The organism is Pseudomonas sp. Pseusp49, from assembly GCF_059491875.1.
In genome coordinates this window covers 6,537,380-6,555,980 of the sequence record NZ_CP168514.1, presented here as the reverse complement: position 1 = coordinate 6,555,980, position 18,601 = coordinate 6,537,380, and the positions used below count along the sequence as shown (strand labels likewise).

Annotated in this window: 17 protein-coding genes; 9 read left to right on the top strand and 8 right to left on the bottom strand. The window is 61.5% G+C overall.

Annotated elements, in window-relative coordinates; all coding sequences use genetic code 11:
- Window positions 1–19: 19 nt before the first annotated feature.
- Entirely contained in the window at window positions 20–685 is a 666-nt protein-coding gene (locus ACEN83_RS29355) for an FKBP-type peptidyl-prolyl cis-trans isomerase (protein ID WP_495579056.1), read from the bottom strand.
- A gap of 192 nt (window positions 686–877) precedes the next feature.
- Here ACEN83_RS29355 and ACEN83_RS29350 point away from each other — a divergent pair, with 192 nt between their 5' ends.
- Window positions 878–2,071 (top strand): AlgP family protein, encoded by a 1,194-nt coding sequence (locus ACEN83_RS29350; protein WP_495579055.1) that lies wholly within the window; start codon window positions 878–880, stop codon window positions 2,069–2,071.
- On the opposite strand, the gene ACEN83_RS29345 is transcribed toward ACEN83_RS29350, so the two are convergent.
- On the bottom strand, window positions 2,068–2,532 hold the full coding sequence (locus ACEN83_RS29345) for a TIGR02444 family protein (protein WP_495579054.1): 465 nt from the start codon (window positions 2,530–2,532) through the stop codon (window positions 2,068–2,070). The genes ACEN83_RS29350 and ACEN83_RS29345 overlap by 4 nt on opposite strands.
- A 50-nt stretch (window positions 2,533–2,582) precedes the next feature.
- Here ACEN83_RS29345 and ACEN83_RS29340 point away from each other — a divergent pair, with 50 nt between their 5' ends.
- From ACEN83_RS29340 to ACEN83_RS29320, 5 genes are all read left to right on the top strand, one after another.
- Complete coding sequence (locus ACEN83_RS29340; protein ID WP_429387112.1) at window positions 2,583–4,493, top strand: ATP-binding cassette domain-containing protein; 1,911 nt, start codon at window positions 2,583–2,585, stop codon at window positions 4,491–4,493.
- Entirely contained in the window at window positions 4,493–5,074 is a 582-nt protein-coding gene (locus ACEN83_RS29335) for a mechanosensitive ion channel family protein (RefSeq protein ID WP_218481100.1), read from the top strand. The genes ACEN83_RS29340 and ACEN83_RS29335 overlap by 1 nt, the downstream gene beginning before the upstream one ends.
- Before the next feature lie 178 nt (window positions 5,075–5,252).
- Entirely contained in the window at window positions 5,253–5,885 is a 633-nt protein-coding gene (rhtB, locus tag ACEN83_RS29330; RefSeq protein ID WP_007998964.1) for a homoserine/homoserine lactone efflux protein, read from the top strand.
- A 158-nt stretch (window positions 5,886–6,043) separates the two neighbouring features.
- Complete coding sequence (locus ACEN83_RS29325) at window positions 6,044–7,942, top strand: FTR1 family protein (RefSeq protein ID WP_495579053.1); 1,899 nt, start codon at window positions 6,044–6,046, stop codon at window positions 7,940–7,942.
- A 110-nt stretch (window positions 7,943–8,052) separates the two neighbouring features.
- Window positions 8,053–8,508, top strand: a complete 456-nt coding sequence (locus ACEN83_RS29320; RefSeq protein ID WP_116579716.1) for a YaiI/YqxD family protein — start codon at window positions 8,053–8,055, stop codon at window positions 8,506–8,508.
- Window positions 8,509–8,593: 85 nt separating this feature from the next.
- Here ACEN83_RS29320 and elbB read toward each other — a convergent pair whose 3' ends face one another.
- The gene (elbB, locus tag ACEN83_RS29315) at window positions 8,594–9,262 is read right to left on the bottom strand and encodes an isoprenoid biosynthesis glyoxalase ElbB (protein ID WP_429394991.1); all 669 of its coding nucleotides are present in this window, start codon (window positions 9,260–9,262) and stop codon (window positions 8,594–8,596) included.
- A gap of 115 nt (window positions 9,263–9,377) precedes the next feature.
- Here elbB and ACEN83_RS29310 point away from each other — a divergent pair, with 115 nt between their 5' ends.
- Window positions 9,378–10,613 carry a sterol desaturase family protein gene (locus ACEN83_RS29310; protein WP_495579052.1) on the top strand — a complete coding sequence of 412 codons (1,236 nt, stop codon included), beginning with the start codon at window positions 9,378–9,380 and terminating at the stop codon, window positions 10,611–10,613.
- On the opposite strand, the gene ACEN83_RS29305 is transcribed toward ACEN83_RS29310, so the two are convergent.
- A complete protein-coding gene (locus ACEN83_RS29305; protein ID WP_104450239.1) occupies window positions 10,594–11,226 on the bottom strand; it encodes a DedA family protein in 633 nt (210 codons plus the stop codon). The two genes, ACEN83_RS29310 and ACEN83_RS29305, sit on opposite strands and share 20 nt — an antisense overlap.
- Before the next feature lie 207 nt (window positions 11,227–11,433).
- On the opposite strand from ACEN83_RS29305, the gene hemB reads away from it, so the two are divergent.
- Both hemB and ppk1 read left to right on the top strand, forming a co-directional pair.
- Entirely contained in the window at window positions 11,434–12,447 is a 1,014-nt protein-coding gene (gene hemB, locus ACEN83_RS29300; RefSeq protein WP_007978864.1) for a porphobilinogen synthase, read from the top strand.
- Between the two features lie 18 nt (window positions 12,448–12,465).
- Window positions 12,466–14,688: a polyphosphate kinase 1 gene (gene ppk1, locus ACEN83_RS29295; protein WP_116579714.1), complete on the top strand. Its 2,223-nt coding sequence runs from the start codon at window positions 12,466–12,468 to the stop codon at window positions 14,686–14,688.
- A 156-nt stretch (window positions 14,689–14,844) separates the two neighbouring features.
- Here the strand turns inward: ppk1 and ppx are convergent, their stop codons facing one another.
- The 4 genes from ppx to ACEN83_RS29275 all read right to left on the bottom strand — a co-directional run bounded on the left by ppx (window position 14,845) and on the right by ACEN83_RS29275 (window position 18,580).
- Entirely contained in the window at window positions 14,845–16,347 is a 1,503-nt protein-coding gene (gene ppx, locus ACEN83_RS29290; RefSeq protein WP_007978868.1) for an exopolyphosphatase, read from the bottom strand.
- Between the two features lie 193 nt (window positions 16,348–16,540).
- Entirely contained in the window at window positions 16,541–17,278 is a 738-nt protein-coding gene (locus ACEN83_RS29285) for an amino acid ABC transporter ATP-binding protein (RefSeq protein ID WP_495579051.1), read from the bottom strand.
- Complete coding sequence (locus ACEN83_RS29280; protein WP_116579711.1) at window positions 17,265–17,915, bottom strand: amino acid ABC transporter permease; 651 nt, start codon at window positions 17,913–17,915, stop codon at window positions 17,265–17,267. The genes ACEN83_RS29285 and ACEN83_RS29280 overlap by 14 nt, the downstream gene beginning before the upstream one ends.
- Window positions 17,912–18,580 (bottom strand): amino acid ABC transporter permease, encoded by a 669-nt coding sequence (locus ACEN83_RS29275; RefSeq protein WP_223456506.1) that lies wholly within the window; start codon window positions 18,578–18,580, stop codon window positions 17,912–17,914. Before ACEN83_RS29275 ends, ACEN83_RS29280 begins: the two co-directional genes overlap by 4 nt.
- Window positions 18,581–18,601: the final 21 nt, after the last annotated feature.

Below are 18,601 nucleotides of genomic sequence, written 5' to 3'. Positions count from 1 at the left end.
CCGTTTTTCGTTTGTGTCGTCAGCCATTGGCGCCGCGCAATTCGATTTCAAACACCAGTGGTGTGAACGGTGCGATCACGTCACCGGCACCCTCGGCGCCATAGGCCTGGGCCGAGGGAATCACCAGTCGCCATTTCGCCCCGACCGGCATGTTTTGCAAGGCGCTGCGCCATCCGGCGATCACGCTGTCGAGACTGAACCATTGAGGCTGACTGTTCTGATCGAACACCGTGCCGTCGGGCAAGCGACCGATGTACAGCACCTGCACCTTGCCGTTGGGTCCTGCCTTGGCGCCAGCGCCCGGCGTCAACTCGGTCAGCAGCACGCCGTCAGCCAGTTCGCGCACGCCGGGTCTGGCTTTCTCGGCGGCGAGAAAACGCTGTTCCTTTTCCAGTGCCAATTCGCTTTGCGGCTCGGCTGACTGCATGGCAATCCGCGCTTCATGCTCGGTCAATATCTGCTGGATCTGCTCATCTTTCAGCGCCAGCGGCTTGCCCTGAAAAGCTTGTTGCAATCCCTCGACCAGTGCCTGGAGTTGCAGGTCGGGAGCCTCCTGGCGCAAGCGTTCGCCAAGGCTCGCACCCAGGCTGTAAGCGAGATCGTGGGCTTCATTTTCCGGTGTTTTTTCGGCGGCATGAGCCACCGAAAAAAACACGCACAGCGATAAAAAAAGGCAGCGCGACATGGGCACTCTCCGACCTGAATTGCGGGCGATTATGCCAGCGAGAATGCGCGCAACGGTGAACTGCTTTCGCGTCGACGCAGAAGTTTTTCAGTCCTTTGCAACACAACGCTTTCGATAGTGTCAACATGCCCTAGCGGCGGTTGCTGCAGAGGTCTAGTATGAGCCGCACTCACTTCAGCCAGGAGGTAAACCATGTCGGCCACCAAGAAGCCAGTAAGCACTCCATTGCACCTGCTCCAACAACTCTCGGGCAGCCTGCTCGAGCATCTGGAAACCGCTTGTTCCGAAGCCTTGGCTGATGCTGAAAAACTGCTCGCCAAACTGGAAAAGCAGCGCGGAAAAGCGCAAGAAAAACTGCACAAGTCCCGCACCAAATTGCAGGACGCTGCGGCGGCCGGAAAAGCCAAGGCGCAAGCCAAGGCCAAGGGCGCAGTGACCGATCTTGAGGAGCTGCTCGATGCCCTCAAGGATCGTCAATCGGAAACCCGCGGCTACATTCTGCAACTCAAGCGCGATGCCCAGGAAAGCCTGAAACTGGCCCAGGGTGTCGGTCGTGTACAAGAGGCTGTCGGCAAGGTGTTGTCCCTGCGCGCGGCCAAGCCTGCTGCGGCACCTGCGAAGAAAGCCGCTGCCAAACCGGCTGCTGCAAAAGCACCGGCCAAGCCTGCTGCTGCAAAACCGGCCGCTGCCAAACCAGTAGCTAAAACCGCCGCAGCCAAATCTGCTGCAAAACCTGCAGCGAGAAAACCGGCCGCTGCCAGCGCCGCAAAACCGGCTGCTAAAACCACGGCTGCCAAACCTGCCGCTGCACGTCCTGCCGCTGCAAAAACCGCTGCTGCCAAACCAGCCGTGGCTAAAACCGCCGCTGCAAAACCAGCTGCAAAACCGGCCGCTAAACCAGCTGCCCGCACCGCTGCTGCGAAACCTGCTGCCAAGCCGGCTGCAAAACCTGTCGCTGCAAAACCGGCCGCTAAACCAGCAGCCAAGCCAGCGGCAAAACCTGCTGTAAAAGCGGCTGCCAAACCTGCTGCTAAACCAGCCGCAAAACCAGCTGCAGCAAAACCAGTCGTTGCCGCCAAGCCAGCAGCGGCCAAACCAGCAGCTAAACCAGCTGCGGCTAAACCAGCTGCGGCTAAACCAGCTGCCAAACCGGCTGCTGCAAAACCTGCTGCAAAACCCGCAGCCAAACCTGCAGTGAAGAAGCCGGTTGCCGCCAAGCCGGCCACCGCACCGGTTGCCAAGCCAGCCGCCGCACCAGTTGCCAAGCCAGCCAACCCGGCTCCGGTAGCAACGTCTACTTTGGCAGCAGCCACCTCGACAGCCACGCCAGCGCCAACGCCGGCCGCCGCATCGATCGCAGCAACCACCCCAACCAGCGCTTCCTAAGTGCCGGTTACCGCGACGCGCAGCTGATGCAGCGCGTCGCGGTGCAGGTGGGCGGCCTCGGCCGCCGCACCTTCCAGCCAGGCCGCCAGATCGGTCTCGGCATTTTGCGGCCAACTCTGCGCCGCTCTCTCCAGCCGCAACAACAGATGCCGTTCGGCTTCCAGCTCGAGTGCCTTCACTTGTTCGCGCAGGGTATGCAACCCGGCGTCTTGCGTGGCCGCGGCTTTCCATTGCGTGCGCAAGGCGCGTAACGGCTGCACGACATCGATGTCCCACGAGGTGGCCACACTGCGCAGTAGCTGCAAACGCTGCTCATCGCAGGCCACGCCTCGTTGTCCCAACCACGCACTACACAGCAGCAGACACACATTGACCCCCGCCGACTGCAATTGCAGGCATGCCTGCTCAACACCGGGACGGGCGTAAGTGGTCAGGGAAAAGCTCCACAGGTCAGAGGACATAGTGCTACTCGCGCCAGTTGCGAGCGAAGCTGGTAGACTCCGCCGCCATTATGATTCGACTTCAGAACCTGACTTTACAGCGTGGCCCGCAACGTCTGCTAGAAGACGCCGAGCTGACCCTGCACGCCGGCCAGAAAGCCGGCCTCATCGGTGCCAACGGCGCCGGCAAATCGAGCCTGTTCGCCTTGCTTCGGGGCGAACTGCACCCGGACTCGGGTGATTGCTTCCTGCCGGCCGACTGGCGTATCGCCCACATGCGCCAGGAGGTCGACACCCTCGAACGCCTGGCCGTCGACTACGTGCTCGATGGCGACCTGCGCCTGCGCCAGGTGCAACGCGACCTGGCGGCAGCTGAAGCGGCCCATGACGGTGCCGCACAGGCCCGCCTGCATTCGGAACTCGACAGCGCCGACGGTTACACCGCCGACGCCCGGGCACGCAAGCTGCTGGCCGGTCTGGGGTTCACCAACGAGCAGATGGATCGTCAGGTCGGGGATTTCTCCGGTGGCTGGCGGATGCGTCTGAACCTGGCGCAGGCCTTGATGTGCCCGTCGGACCTGCTGCTGCTCGACGAACCGACCAACCACCTGGACCTCGACGCCATCATCTGGCTTGAGGAATGGCTCAAGAGTTATCCGGGCACCCTGATGCTGATCTCCCACGATCGGGACTTCCTCGATGCCGTGGTCGACCACGTGGCCCACGTCGATCAGCGCAAGATCACCCTGTACCGCGGTGGCTACAGCGCCTTCGAGCGCGCCCGTGCCGAACGCCTGGCCCAGCAACAGCAAGCCTACGAGAAGCAGCAGGCGCAACGTGCGCACATGGAAAGCTACATCGCCCGCTTCAAGGCCCAGGCCACCAAGGCCCGTCAGGCCCAGAGCCGGATCAAGGCCCTGGAGCGGATGGAAGAGCTGACCGCTGCCCACGTCGATTCGCCGTTCGACTTCGTCTTCCGCGAATCGCAGAAAATTTCCAGCCCGCTGATCGACTTGTCCGATGCCCGCCTGGGTTACGGCGACAAAACCGTGCTGGAGAAGGTCAAGCTGCAACTGACCCCGGGTGCGCGCATCGGTCTGCTCGGCCCTAACGGTGCCGGTAAATCGACCCTGATCAAGAACCTCGCCGGTGAACTCTCGCCATTGGCCGGTCGCCTGACCCGTGGCGAGAACACCGTGGTCGGTTACTTCGCCCAGCATCAGCTCGACTCTCTGGACTCTAAAGCCAGCCCGTTGCTGCACTTGCAGCGCCTGGCACCGACCGAGCGCGAACAGACCCTGCGCGACTTCCTCGGCGGTTTCGACTTCCGTGGCGCGCGGATCGACGAGCCGGTGCTGAATTTTTCCGGTGGTGAAAAGGCGCGCCTGGCCCTGGCCTTGATTGCCTGGGACCGGCCGAACCTGTTGTTGCTCGACGAACCGACCAACCACCTGGACCTGGAAATGCGCCTGGCGCTGACCATGGCCCTGCAGGAGTTCAGTGGTGCGGTACTGGTGGTCTCTCACGATCGTCATTTGCTCAAAAGCACCACCGACAATTTTTATCTGGTGGCGGATGGCAAGGTCGAAGAGTTCGACGGCGACCTGGAGGACTACACCCGCTGGCTGGTGGAGTATCGCCAGCGCAATGCCCCGGTCAGCAGCACCCCGGTCAATCCGGACAAGACCGACAAGAAAGCTCAGCGTCAGGCCGCAGCGGCGTTGCGTCAGCAACTGGCCCCACACAAGCGTGAGGCTGACAAGCTCGAAGCCGAACTGGGCAAGCTCCACGAAAAACTGGCGAAGGTCGATACCAGCCTCGGCGACAGCGACATCTACGAGCCGGCGCGCAAGAACGAATTGCGTGACCTGCTGGCCGAGCAGGCCAGGCTGAAAGTGCGTGAAGCGGAGCTGGAAGAAGCGTGGATGGAAGCCCTGGAATTGCTGGAAAGCATGCAGGCGGAGCTGGAGGCGCTGTCCTGATGGACGCCTTCAAGCTGCCGTTGCCGGCGGTGTGGGTCGAGCCGATCTGGCTCGGCGTGCAAATCCTGCTGATCCTGCTCGCCGGCTACTTCACCCAGCGCTTCGTCGCCAAAGGCCTGACCCGCCTCGGTGAGCGTTACCCGTTTCCGCCGCAATTGATGATGCCGCTGCGGGGCGGCTTGCGTTGGCTGATCATGGGCAGCGCGCTGATTTTCGTCCTCGAGCGACTCGGTGTATCGGCCACGGTACTCTGGACCGCGTTGTCCGGGTTCGTCGCGGTCGCGGCGGTGGCGTTTTTTGCCATGTGGAGCGTGCTCTCGAACCTGTTGTGCGCGATCCTGATCTTTACCGTCGGCCCGTTCCGCATAGGTGACGTGGTCGAGTTGGTGGACACCACCGACAAGCCCGGCGTCAAAGGTCGGGTGGTGGCGATCAATCTTCTTTACACCACCTTGATAGAGGCTGAAGAAGCCGGCACCGGCAGCGCCATGGTGCAAGTGCCCAACAGCCTGTTCTTCCAGCGTTCGGTACGGCGTTGGCGCGGGACTGATATGTTCCCTTCGAGCGGGTTCGAAAAGTAAGCAGGCTTGCGAAAAAGATCGCAGCCTTCGACAGCTCCTACAGGGAAATGCATTCCAATGTAGGAGCTGCCGAAGGCTGCGATCTTTTGCTTTTGGCCGTCCTGCAAAAAATCGGTAGTCACCAACCCAAAGCCGCATTAGCTTAGACATCTGTCACGAGTCCGAGTCGAGGTGTGCAATGGAGCTTCAAACATGGCTGGCGTTTTTTGCCGCCTGCTGGGTGATCAGCCTTTCCCCCGGTGCCGGCGCCATTGCGTCGATGTCCAGTGGCCTGCAATACGGCTTCTGGCGCGGCTACTGGAATGCCCTGGGCCTGCAACTGGGCCTGGCTTTGCAGATCGCCATCGTCGGTGCCGGTGTCGGCGCCATTCTCACCGCGTCGGCCACGGCTTTCTACGCCATCAAATGGTTTGGCGTGGCATACCTGGTCTACCTCGCGATCAAGCAATGGCGTGCGCTGCCCAGCGACATGAGCGATGACGCGGCGGTGCGCCAGATCGGCAAGCCGATGGCCCTGGTGTTCCGCGGTTTTCTGGTGAACATCAGCAACCCCAAGGCGCTGGTGTTCATGCTGGCGGTGCTGCCGCAGTTCATCGACCCCCATGCTCCGCTCCTGATCCAGTACCTGGTGATCGGCGTGACCATGGTCTGCGTCGACCTGATCGTCATGGCCGGCTACACCGGTCTGGCGTCCAAAGTGCTGCGCCTGTTGCGCACACCGAAACAGCAAAAACGCATGAACCGGACCTTTGCCGGGCTGTTCATCGGGGCGGCGGCGTTTATGGCGACGTTGCGCAGGGCCGCCGTGTAAAACGGCGACTGACAAAAAAAGGCGACCTTGGTCGCCTTTTTCGTTTGGGGAGCCTTTCCCGACACCGATGCAATTACGAAGAAGTATCAACAAAGCTTGAGCGAAACCCGTTGGGCGATAACAATATGTAACTTCGTTTTTCAAATTGAGATTCATTCATGATTGCCCCCTCCCGTTTCCTGGCCTGGCTGTTGCTGCCGCTGTTGGCTGCGTGCAGCTTTCAACTGCTGGCCGCCTCCGCCGAAGGTACGCCGCAGGCGCTGCACTTGCTCGACTACATCGGCGCGGATTACCCAGGCACGGTGCAGGCGGGCAGCATCACGGACCCGTCCGGATTTCGCGCGCAGCAAGAGTCGGTCAGGACCCTGGGCAGTCTGATTGCAGCCATGCCGGCCAAGCCGGAAAAAGCCGCGCTGGAGCAAAGCCTGGCCGCACTGGGAAATTCCATCGACGCCCATCAGGACGGTGCCGACGTCGCGCGCCAGGCCCGGCAATTGGGGGCGAAGCTGGCCGTGGCCTATGAAGTCAGCCAGGCCCCGGTCATTACGCCGGACCCGGTACGGGGCGCGCCGTTGTTCGCTCAGCATTGCTCGGTTTGCCATGGCGATACAGGGGCCGGCGACGGCCCGGCGGGCGTCGGCATGACCCCAGCGCCGACCGATCTGCGTGATGCCTCACGGCTGGACCGTCTGAGCCTCTACGCGATCTACAGTACCCTTGGTCAAGGCATTGAAGGCACCGACATGCCGGCCTTCGCCGACCAGCTGGATGATCGTCAGCGTTGGGACCTGGCCACCTATATCGCCAGCTTCAGTGTTGACCCGGCGACGGCCAAGGCTGAAAAGACCTACAACATCGCCGACCTCGCCCGTCAGACCCCGGCCGAAGTACAGGCCGTCGAAGGCCCACAAGCCGCCGCGACGTTCCGTGCCCAGCGGGCGCAACCGCCCCAGGTCAAGCGTGGCCCGGCGCAACTGCTTGACTACACGGCGGCCACCCTGGACAAGAGCATCGTGGCGTATCGTGCCGGTGAGCATGATCAGGCTTATGACTTATCGGTAGCGGCGTATCTGGAAGGCTTCGAGCTGGTCGAGAGCTCGCTGGATAACATTGACGCCAACGTGCGTAAAGACACGGAAAAATCCCTGATGGCCTACCGTCAGTCGTTGCAGGACGGCTTGCCGGTGAGCGAGGTCGAGCAACGCCTGGACGTGGCCAAGGACAAGTTGAAGGCATCGGCCGGCTTGTTGGGCAGCGACGGTTTGAGCTGGTCGCTGAGTTACATTTCCGGCTTGCTGATTCTGCTGCGCGAAGGTCTGGAAGCGATCCTGGTGCTGGCGGCGATCCTGGCCTTCCTGCGTAACACGGGCCAACAGGCGGCGGTGCGCAGCGTCAACGTCGGTTGGGGCCTGGCATTTCTGGCCGGCTTGGGCACCTGGGCGCTGGCAGCTTATGTGATTGATGTCAGCGGTTCGCAGCGCGAGTTGCTGGAAGGCGCGACGGCGTTGTTTGCCAGTGTCATGGTGCTGTGGCTGGGCGTGTGGATGCATGACCGTCGTCACGCCGCGGCCTGGCAGGATTACATCAAGTCCAGCCTGGTGGGTGGCGGTGGGCGTTTCGGCTTTGCGACCCTGGCGTTTTTCTCGGTGTATCGCGAACTGTTCGAAGTGATTCTGTTCTACGAAACCCTGTGGCTGCAGGCAGGTCCCGCAGGGCACAACGCCGTGTTGGCCGGTGGGGCCACGGCGGTGGTGCTGCTGGTCGGCCTGGCCTGGGTGATTTTGCGCGGTTCGGCGAAGTTGCCGCTGGCGCTGTTCTTCAGCATCAACGCGGGTCTGCTGTGCGCCTTGTCGGTGGTGTTTGCCGGGCATGGCGTGAAAGCGCTGCAGGAAGCCGGGATTTTCGGCACGCGGCCGGTGCCGTTCTTTGACTTTGACTGGCTGGGGATCCACGCCGATGCCTACTCGCTGAGTGCTCAGGCCGTGGCGATCATTGCGATTGTCGTGTTGAATGGTCGTAGCCGGGTGGTTGAGAAGCAGCGGGTGCAGGCTTCTTAAACAACAGCATTCGCTGCGCTCACATTCGCGGGCAAGCCCGCTCCCACAGGTTTAGCGCTAACCTGTGGGAGCGGGCTTGCCCGCGATGCTTTTCAACAGAGGAATATACAATGCGTGTGTGGATCGACGCCGATGCCTGCCCACGGGCAGCCAAGGATCTGGTGGTGAAGTTCGCCCTCAAGCGCCAGTTCGAAGTGGTGCTGGTGGCCGGGCAGCCGCAGACCAAGCCGGGGCTGGCGCTGGTCAAGCTGATCGTGGTGCCGAGCGGCCCGGATGCGGCGGATGACTACCTGGTGGAACACGCGGTGCCTGGTGAACTGGTGATCTGCAGCGATGTGCCGCTGGCCGATCGTCTGGTGAAGAAGGGCGTGGCCGCGCTCGACCCACGGGGTAAGGAATTTGATGCACAGAACATGGGCGAGCGGCTGGCGGTGCGCAACCTGTTCACCGATTTGCGCGAACAGGGGCAGATGGGGGGTGGGCCAGCGCCGTTTGGCGAGCGTGAGAAGCAGGCGTTTGCCAATGCGCTGGACCGGATCTTGACCAGGTTATCCCGCAAGGCCTGAAAAGATCGCAGCCTGCGGCAGCTCCTACAGCTGCACACCGCCCCTTGTAGGAGCTGCCGCAGGCTGCGATCTTTTGATCTTGTTTTTACGCGTCGTTTTCGTGGGTCAGTTCCAGTACGCGGTCTACCAGCTTGTTGATCCCCGACGCCACTTCACTGATCGACTGCGCCAGCATATAGGCCGGGGTGCTCACCAGTTTGCGTGCCTTGTCCTCGACTATGTCACTGACCGCGCAATCGGTATGGGTCGCGCCCATCTTGTTCATCGCGGCAGCGGTGTCGGTGTCATTGCCAATGGTGCAGGTGACGCCGGGACCGTAGATCTTGGCCGCCAGGGCAGGGGAAATGCACATCAACCCCACCGGCTTGCCGGCTTCGGCAAAGGCTTCGGTCAGGGCCAGGACATCCGGTTGAACGGTGCAGCCGGCGCCTTCGATGGCGAAGTTGGACAGGTTCTTGGCTGAGCCGAAGCCGCCGGGCACGATCAATGCGTCGAAGTCATCGACGTTCGCGTCACGGATGTCCTGGACGTTGCCCCGGGCAATCCGCGCCGACTCGACCAGCACGTTGCGCGATTCGGGCATTTCTTCGCCGGTCAGGTGATTGATTACATGCAACTGCGCGATGTTCGGTGCGAAGCACTGCACCTGCGCCCCCCGTTGATCCAGGCGCAGCAGGGTGATGACGCTTTCGTGGAGTTCGGCGCCGTCGTACACGCCACAACCGGAAAGGATCACTGCAACTTTTTTGCTCATGGGCTTTTCTCCAGATTCATGGCGTTAAATGTCCACTAATTTGTCACTCGTTGCCATAGGGTTAATTCGCAGTTACACATAGCATTTGTCCTCAGGATTCCGACCAGGGCCCGTCATGGACTTCATTCTGTACGCGGTGCCGTTCTTCTTTGTGCTGATCGCCCTCGAACTGCTGGCCGACCGTCGGCGCGGGGTGAGCAACTATCGGGTGGCTGACGCGATCAACAGCATCAGCACCGGCGTGCTGTCGACCACCACGGGACTGTTGACCAAAGGCATTGGACTGGTGACCTACGCGTTCGCCTTCAAGCATCTGGCGCTGTTCGAGTTGTCGGCCGACAGCGTCTGGACCTGGGTGTTTGCCTTCGTCCTCTACGATTTCTGCTACTACTGGCTGCATCGCCTGGGCCACGAGCGCAACATTCTCTGGGCCGCGCATTCGGTGCATCACCAGAGCGAGGACTACAACCTGTCCACGGCGTTGCGCCAGACCAGTACCGGATTCCTCCTGGGCTGGATCTTCTATCTGCCGATGGCGGTGTTTGGTGTGCCGCTGCTGGTGTTCGTCAGTGTCGCGGCGCTGAACCTGCTGTATCAGTTCTGGGTGCATACGCGGCACATTCCCAAGCTTGGCTGGTTCGAATGGTTTTTTGTCACGCCATCCAATCATCGGGCTCACCATGCACAGAACGCTCTCTACATGGATCGCAACTACGGCGGCGTGTTCATTATTTGGGATCGTCTGTTCGGTTCGTTCCAGGAAGAAGACGACAACGAGCCGGTGGTCTTCGGCGTGACCACGCCGCTGGCGAGCTGGAATCCCGTGTGGGCGAACGTGCAGTTCTACGCGCAGTTGTGGGCCGATGCGCGGCGTGCCGAAAGCACCTGGGACAAGCTGCGGATCTGGTTCATGCGCACGGGCTGGCGCCCGGCGGACGTGGCGGCCAGATACCCGATGAACAAGCCGGACCTGAACCAGTTCCGCAAATTCGAGGTGCCGCTGGACGGACGACAGCAGCTCTACGTCGTGGTGCAGTTCTGCGTCTATATCGCACTGGGCAGCTACTTGATGAATCTCGAACCGAAGCTGTCAGTCGCCGCCCTGGTGCTGGGCTGGGGAGCGGTGGCGTTCGGTCTGTTTGTGCTGGGCGTGGCCCTGGAGAATCGCCCGTGGGCGTTGAAGCTGGAGCTGGTGCGGCTGGCGTCGAATCTGCCATTGGCATGGCTGGCCCCGATGGTGGGGCTGTGGCCGGCCAGCGCCATGGGCTGGGTCGGCCTGCTCAGTTACAGCCTGTTGAGCGGCATCGGTCTCTACTGTTGCAGAAACCGCATCACTCGGTTGGCGTCGTAGGGTCTTCGGTATTGGTCCGCGCAGCTTTCAGGGCCTGCTCGTCGGCATAGACCTGCTTGGCCAGGCGGGCATTCTTGAAGCGCCGGCGCAGCCACAGCACGAGGCCCAGGACCAGCAGGGCGCCGAGCACCCAAAGTTCGTACTTCTTCACACTGCCGAGCATGCCTTCGAGCACTGCGCCGAAATGGTACGCGGCCGCCGCCAGGGCTGCGGCCCAGATCGCCGCGCCAATGCCATTGAGCAGCAGGTAACGCCCCGGCGGATAGCCCGACAGCCCGATGGCCACCGGCATGACCGTACGCAAGCCGTAAACGAAGCGGAAGCTCAGTACCCAGATGTCCGGATGCTTGCGAATGTGTTCCAGCGCCCGGTCACCCATCATCTGCCAGCGCGGTTTGCGCGCCAGCAGTTTTCGACCGTGCTTGCGTCCCAGGAAATACCACAGTTGGTCGCCGGCATAGCTGCCGAAGAAGGCCACGACCACCACCAGGTTGATGTCCATGTATCCACGGAACGCGAGGAAGCCCGCGAGTACCAGGATGGTTTCGCCTTCGAAGAACGTGCCTAGAAAAAGGGCAAAGTAGCCGAAGTCATGCAGAAATTGTTGGAGCATTGTCTGGGTGCTGGCGAAATGAACGCGCAGCCTAACCCTTCGGACACATTCAGGAAAGTGTCCAAATGTGTCTCGACGTGAACATTTCCTACAACGACAATGGAATGCGGCTACACGTCGCAGGGTGCACATAACTGTCATACGTTCGTCATAATGGGCACTTATAACTGTCACGCTCGCCCGTCTGCGCGGGCTCAGGAGTCTGCCGTGAGCTTTACCCCCGCCAACCGTCTGTTCCCCGCAACCCGCCTGCGCCGCAACCGTCGTGACGACTTCTCGCGTCGATTGGTCCGCGAAAACGTCCTGACCGTCGATGACCTGATCCTGCCGGTATTCGTTCTGGACGGTGAAAACCGTCGCGAAGCGGTGGCTTCGATGCCGGGCGTCGAACGCCTGACCATCGACTTGTTGCTGGAGGAAGCGGCCAAGTGGGTCGAACTGGGGATTCCGGCGCTGGCGCTGTTCCCGGTGACGCCTTCGGAACTCAAGTCTCTGGATGCTGAGGAGGCCTGGAACCCGGAGGGCATCGCCCAGCGCGCCACCCGTGCGCTGCGTGCGCAATTCCCAGAGCTGGGCGTGATCACCGACGTGGCCCTGGATCCGTTCACCACCCACGGCCAGGACGGCATTCTTGATGAAGAAGGCTACGTGCAGAACGACATCACCGTCGACGCACTGGTCAGGCAAGCCCTGTCCCACGCCGAAGCCGGCGCTCAGGTCGTGGCGCCATCGGACATGATGGACGGTCGCATCCAGGCGATTCGCGAAGCCCTTGAAGTGGCCGGTCACGTCAACGTGCGGATCATGGCCTACTCGGCCAAGTACGCCAGTGCCTATTACGGCCCGTTCCGTGATGCAGTCGGTTCGGCGCTGAACCTGGGCAAGGCCAACAAGGCCTCCTATCAGATGGACCCGGCCAACAGCAACGAAGCCCTGCACGAAGTCGCGGCCGACTTGTCAGAAGGTGCGGACATGGTCATGGTCAAGCCAGGCATGCCGTACCTCGACATCCTGTGCCGGGTCAAAGAAGAATTCAAAGTGCCGACGTTTGTCTATCAAGTCAGCGGCGAATACGCCATGCACATGGCGGCGATCCAGAATGGCTGGTTGAGCGAAGGGGTTATCCTCGAGTCGCTGACCGCTTTCAAACGTGCAGGCGCCGATGGCATCCTGACGTACTTTGCCGTTCGTGCCGCTCAATTGTTACGAGAGCAGAAATAGCCCTCCCAGGAACATTCGATGAATACCGAAGTACTCACTGAAGTTGCCGTAAAAGACGCTCAACCTGTGGTGGAGCAAGTCGACGAGACCCCGCCGGAGCTGGAGCCAGCTCCGCCCGCGGCGGTCGTCGAACCCGCTGCGACAGCGCCGGCGGTGGCCATTCCCGGTCTGGATGACAGCAGCCTGTACATCCACCGCGAACTGTCGCAACTGCAGTTCAACATCCGCGTGCTGGAGCAGGCGCTGGACGAGTCCTACCCATTGCTGGAGCGGCTGAAGTTTCTGCTGATCTTCTCCAGCAACCTGGACGAGTTCTTCGAAATTCGCGTCGCCGGCCTGAAGAAGCAGATCACCTTCGCCCGTGAACAGGCGGGCGCCGATGGCCTGCAACCGCATCAGGCGCTGGCGCGCATCAGCGAACTGGTACACGGTCACGTCGACCGTCAGTACGCGATCCTCAACGACATTCTGTTGCCGGAACTGGAGAAACATCAGGTCCGTTTCATCCGTCGCCGCAATTGGACGACCAAGCTCAAGACCTGGGTGCGCCGCTATTTCCGCGACGAGATCGCACCGATCATCACCCCCATCGGCCTCGACCCTACGCACCCGTTCCCCTTGCTGGTGAACAAGAGCCTGAACTTCATCGTCGAGCTTGAAGGTATCGACGCCTTCGGTCGCGACTCCGGTCTGGCGATCATCCCGGCGCCACGTTTGCTGCCGCGCATCATCAAGGTGCCGGAAGAAGTCGGCGGCGCCGGCGACAACTATGTATTCCTGTCGTCGATGATCCACGCTCACGCCGATGACCTGTTCCAGGGCATGAAGGTCAAGGGTTGCTACCAGTTCCGCCTGACCCGCAACGCCGACCTCGCGCTGGACTCCGAAGACGTCGAAGACCTGGCCCGCGCCTTGCGCGGCGAGCTGTTCTCCCGTCGCTACGGTGACGCAGTACGCCTGGAAGTGGCCGACACTTGCCCGAAACACCTGTCCGACTACCTGCTCAAGCAGTTCAACCTGAGCGAGACCGAGTTGTACCAGGTCAACGGTCCGGTGAACCTGACGCGGCTGTTCAGCATCACCGGCCTGGACAGCCAGCGCGAGCTGCAATACCTGCCGTTCACCCCGCAGATCCCGAAACTGCTGCAGAACAGCGAGAACATTTTCAGTGTGATCAGCAAGCAGGACATCCTGCTGCTGCACCCGTTCGAGTCGTTCACCCCGGTGGTCGACCTGCTGCGCCAGGCCGCCAAGGATCCACACGTGCTGGCGGTGCGCCAGACCCTGTACCGCTCCGGCGCCAACTCGGAAATCGTCGATGCGCTGGTGGATGCAGCGCGTAACGGCAAGGAAGTCACGGCGGTGATCGAATTGCGTGCGCGGTTCGACGAAGAATCCAACCTGCAACTGGCCAGCCGACTGCAAGCGGCCGGTGCGGTGGTGATCTACGGCGTGGTCGGCTTCAAGACCCACGCCAAGATGATGCTGATCCTGCGTCGCGAAGCAGGCGAAATCGTGCGTTATGCGCACCTCGGCACGGGCAACTACCACGCCGGCAACGCCCGCTTGTACACCGACTACAGCCTGCTGACCTCCGACGACGCCTTGTGCGAAGACGTCGGCAAACTGTTCAGCCAGTTGATCGGCATGGGTAAGACGCTGCGCATGAAGAAGTTGTTGCACGCGCCGTTCACCCTGAAAAAGGGCATGCTGGACATGATTGCCCGGGAAACCCAGTTCGCCCTCGACGGCAAACCGGCGCACATCATCGCCAAGTTCAACTCGCTGACCGATCCGAAGATCATCCGCGCGCTGTACAAGGCCAGCCAGTCAGGCGTGCGCATCGATCTGGTGGTGCGTGGCATGTGCTGCCTGCGGCCGGGCATCGCCGGGGTTTCCCACAACATCCATGTGCGTTCGATCATTGGCCGTTTCCTGGAGCACACCCGGGTCTTCTACTTCCTCAACGGCGGTGATGAGCAGATGTTCCTCTCCAGTGCCGACTGGATGGAGCGCAACCTCGACAAGCGCGTCGAGACTTGCTTCCCGGTGGAAGGCAAGAAGCTGATCATGCGGGTCAAGAAAGAGCTGGAGCTGTATCTGACCGATAACACCCACAGCTGGAGCCTGCAGCCGGACGGTCGTTACATTCGCAACACACCGACCGGCAATCAGAACCCGCGCAGCGCCCAGGCGACATTGCTGGAGCGTTTGGGCAGTCCGATCCTCACGGTCCGCTGAGACAAAAAAATGGCGATCCCCAGGGATCGCCATTTTCATTTGCACCAGACCCATCCCCTGTAGGAGCTGCCGAAGGCTGCGATCTTTTGATTTTGCTTTTAAAAGATCAAGATCAAAAGATCGCAGCCTGCGGCAGCTCCTACAGGGGGGGGTGGTTTAGCGGGCGGTCAATACGATGTCGACCCGTGTCAGCCATTGCGCTTCAATTTCAAAGTCGGCCTGGGTCAGCTGGTTTTCGTCCAGCCAGTTCTCCGGGAACACCACTTCCAGGTGGTTGCCATGGGCGTTCAGTTCCACCTGGGGCATTTGCTGAGTGCCTCGGATGTGGTGGAACAGGATCGCAAAGCGCAGTAGCACGCACAGGCGGATCAGCTTGATACCGTCGTCGCCGAACTCGGCGAACTTGTCCTTGGGAATGTTGCGCCGGTGGCCGCGTACCAGCAGCGCGAGCATCAACTGGTCTTCGCGGGAGAACCCGGCGAGGTCCGAGTGCTCGATCAGGTAGGCGCCGTGCTTGTGGTACTGGTAGTGAGCAATGTCCAGGCCCACTTCATGGACCTTGGCCGCCCAGCCGAGCAGTTCGCGCCAGACGCCGTCTTCCAGGTCCCAGTCTTCGGCCACCTGGTCAAACGCGTGCAACGCCTTGCGCTCGACCCGTGCCGCCTGTTCCTGATCGACGTGGTAGCGCTCCATCAGCGAGGTGAGGGTACGTTCGCGCACGTCCTCGTGATGATGGCGGCCGAGCAAGTCATAGAGCACGCCTTCGCGCAGGGCGCCTTCGCAGTGATCCATGCGCTGCAGTTCGAGGGAGTCGAAGATCGCCTCGAGAATCGCCAGGCCCGCCGGGAAGATCGCCCGGCGATCGGGCTTGATACCTTCGAAGTCGATTTTTTCGACGTCGCCCAGCTTCATCAGTTTGCGCTTGAGCCAGGCCAGGCCTTCGGCGTTGACCTCGCCGGTGCCGTGGCCGCCAGCCTTCAGCGCCAGACCGATGGCGCGGATGGTGCCCGAGGAGCCGATGGCTTCATCCCAGGTCAGGCGGTGCAGGGCGTGCTCGATGCTCATGATCTCCAGCCGCGCCGCCGTGTACGCCTGGGCGTAACGGGCCGGGGTGATCTTGCCGTCCTTGAAATAGCGCTGGGTGTAGCTGACGCAACCCATCTGCAGGCTTTCGCGCAGCAGGGGTTCGAAGCGCTGGCCAATGATGAATTCGGTGCTGCCGCCGCCGATGTCGGCCACCAGACGCTTGCCCGGGGTGTCGGCGAGGGTGTGGGACACGCCGAGATAGATAAGGCGCGCCTCTTCTCGACCGGAAATGACTTCCACCGGGTGGCCGAGAATTTCTTCGGCGCGACGGATGAATTCGGCGCGGTTGCGCGCTTCACGCAAGGCGTTGGTGCCGACGATGCGCACGGCACCCGTGGGCATACCGTTGATCAGTTGGGCAAAGCGCTTGAGGCAATCGAGCCCGCGTTGCATGGATTCTTCGTTGAGATGGCGCTCTTCGTCGATGCCGGCGGCCAGCTGAACCTTCTCCCCGAGACGCTCGAGAATACGGATTTCGCCGTTCTGGGCCTTGGCCACGACCATGTGAAAGCTGTTGGAGCCCAGGTCGATTGCGGCGATCAGGGACAGATTCTTGGCTTGGGATTGCGGCATGGTCGGGGGTCTCGGTCGATAACCTCGACATCGTGCCACGATCAAAGGCTGCCGCCAACGCGCACGATCCAATGCATTGATCCGACTCACTGCTCGAGCTTGTGTAGGAGCTGCCGAAGGCTGCGATCTTTTGATCTTGATCTTTTAAAAGCAAGATCAAAAGATCGCAGCCTTCGGCAGCTCCTACAAGGGTTCAGGTGGTTGCTTCCACGGTCCCGATGAAATTCGCCAGCTCCGCCGTCTGCGGATTGGCGAACAATGCTTTCGGATCCCCCACCTCATGCACCTTGCCCTGGTGCATGAACACCAACTTGTCCCCAACCTCCCGGGCGAAGCGCATTTCGTGGGTGACCATGATCAGTGTCATGCCTTCCCTGGCCAGTTGCCGGACCACGCTCAGCACTTCGTTGACCAGCTCCGGGTCCAGGGCCGAGGTGATTTCATCGCACAGCAACACTTTCGGAGACATCGCCAGGGCACGGGCAATCGCCACCCGCTGTTGCTGGCCGCCGGACAGTCGATCCGGAAAGGCATCGAACTTTTCCCCCAGCCCGACCCGTTCCAGCATCTGTCGCGCCAGTTCGGCGGCCTTGGTCTTTGGCACCTTCTGCACCACTTGCGGCGCCAGCATGACGTTCTCACCCACGGTCAGGTGCGGAAACAGGTTGAACTGCTGGAACACCATGCCGACTTTCTGTCGCAGGCTGCGCAGGTCGGCGCGGGCGGCGTCGAGGTATTCGCCGTCGACTTCGATCACGCCGTCATTGATCGACTCCAGGCCGTTGAGGGTGCGCAGCAAGGTGGATTTTCCCGAGCCACTGCGGCCGATGATCGCCACCACCTGGCCTTCCTCGATGCTCAGGTCGATGCCTTTGAGCACATGATGGTCGCCGTAGTATTTATGCAGGGCGGAAATTCTAAGCAGAGGCATGCAGTCTCCTTTCCAGGTAGCGCGCACTGAGCGACAGGGGGTAGCAGAGCAGGAAATAGCCGAGGGCGACGAGGCCATAGACCATGAAGGGTTCGAAAGTCGCGTTGGCGAGCATGCCGCCGGTCTTGGTCAGCTCGGTGAAGCCGATGATCGAGGTGACGGCGGTGCCTTTGACCACTTGCACCGAGAAGCCCACGGTCGGCGCCACGGCGATGCGCAGCGCCTGGGGCAGGATCACATGGCGCAATTGTTCCAGCGGGTTCAGCGCCAGGCTCGCCGAGGCTTCCCACTGGCCGTTGGGGATCGACTCGACGCAGCCGCGCCAGATCTCCGCCAGGTAAGCGCTGGTGAACAGCGTCAGGGCAATCGCCGCCGCCATCCACGGCGAAATTTCCAGTCCGGCCAGGGCCACGCCGAAAAACACCAGGAACAGCTGCATCAGCAGCGGCGTACCCTGGAACAGTTCGATGTAGGTGCGGGCAAAGCTGCGCGGCAGGGATTTGCCCGAGATGCGCATGACCATGATCAGCAAGCCGATCAGCCCGCCGCCAACGAACGCCACCAGCGACAGCGCCAGCGTCCATTGCAGGCCGGTGAGCAGGTTGCGCACGATGTCCCAGAAAGTGAAATCGCTCATCGGCTGCTCCTTGCGATGAAGCGGTGGCCGATCCAGTTCAGCAACTGGCGGATCAGCAGCGCCATGCACAGATAGAGCAAGGTCGTCAGGGCGTAGGTTTCAAAGGCGCGGAAGTTGCGCGATTGAATGAAGTTGGCAGCGAAGCTCAACTCTTCGGTAGCGATCTGCGAACACACCGCCGAGCCGAGCATGACGATGATGATCTGGCTGCTCAGGGCCGGCCAGACTTTGCCCAGTGCCGGCAGCAGCACCACATGGCGGAACGCTTCGAAGCGCGTCATCGCCAACGCCGCCGCGGCCTCCAGTTGACCCCGGGGGATCGCCTGGATGCCGGCGCGGATGATCTCGGTCGAATAGGCGCCTAGGTTGATCACCATCGCCAGCACCGCCGCCTGCCATTCGGAAATCTGCGCGCCCAGGGACGGCAAGCCGAAGAAGATGAAAAACAGCTGCACCAGGAAGGGCGTGTTGCGGATCAACTCGACGTAGACCGCGAAAATCCCCGCGAAAGGCCGGATGTTCCACGCCCGCACCAGCGCCCCGACGATGCCCAGCCCCACGCCGAGCACCGCGCCGATGGCCGTCAGCTCAAGGGTGAACAACGCACCGCGCAGCAACAGATCGGTGTTGTTCACCACCGGCAAGAAGTCGAACTGATAAGCCATAACGTCTCTCCTGCGCGCGAG